The 245-nt window shown below is 71.0% G+C and carries 1 pseudogene; it reads left to right on the top strand.

The features are described 5' to 3' along the window. A pseudogene (locus ADK67_RS16115) lies at positions 1–245 on the top strand (cellulose-binding protein); the annotation flags it as partial.

Here is a 245-nt window from a genome sequence, read left to right on the forward strand (position 1 = left end):
GCAGGCCGACCCGACGACGTTGACCTCGGCGATCAGCCGGATCACGCCGGGCGGGACGATCCTGATGCGGGGCGGCACCTACCGGTTCGCGCAGACCGTGACGATCCCACAGGGCAACAACGGCACGTCGGCCGACCGCACCGAGTTGTTCGCCTACCCCGGTGAGACGCCGGTGCTGAACTTCTCCGCGCAGGCGGAGGACCCGGCCAACCGGGGGCTGGCGGTGAACGGCGCGTACTGGCACG

This window comes from Saccharothrix sp. NRRL B-16348, assembly GCF_001280085.1.
Lineage (GTDB): Bacteria > Actinomycetota > Actinomycetes > Mycobacteriales > Pseudonocardiaceae > Actinosynnema.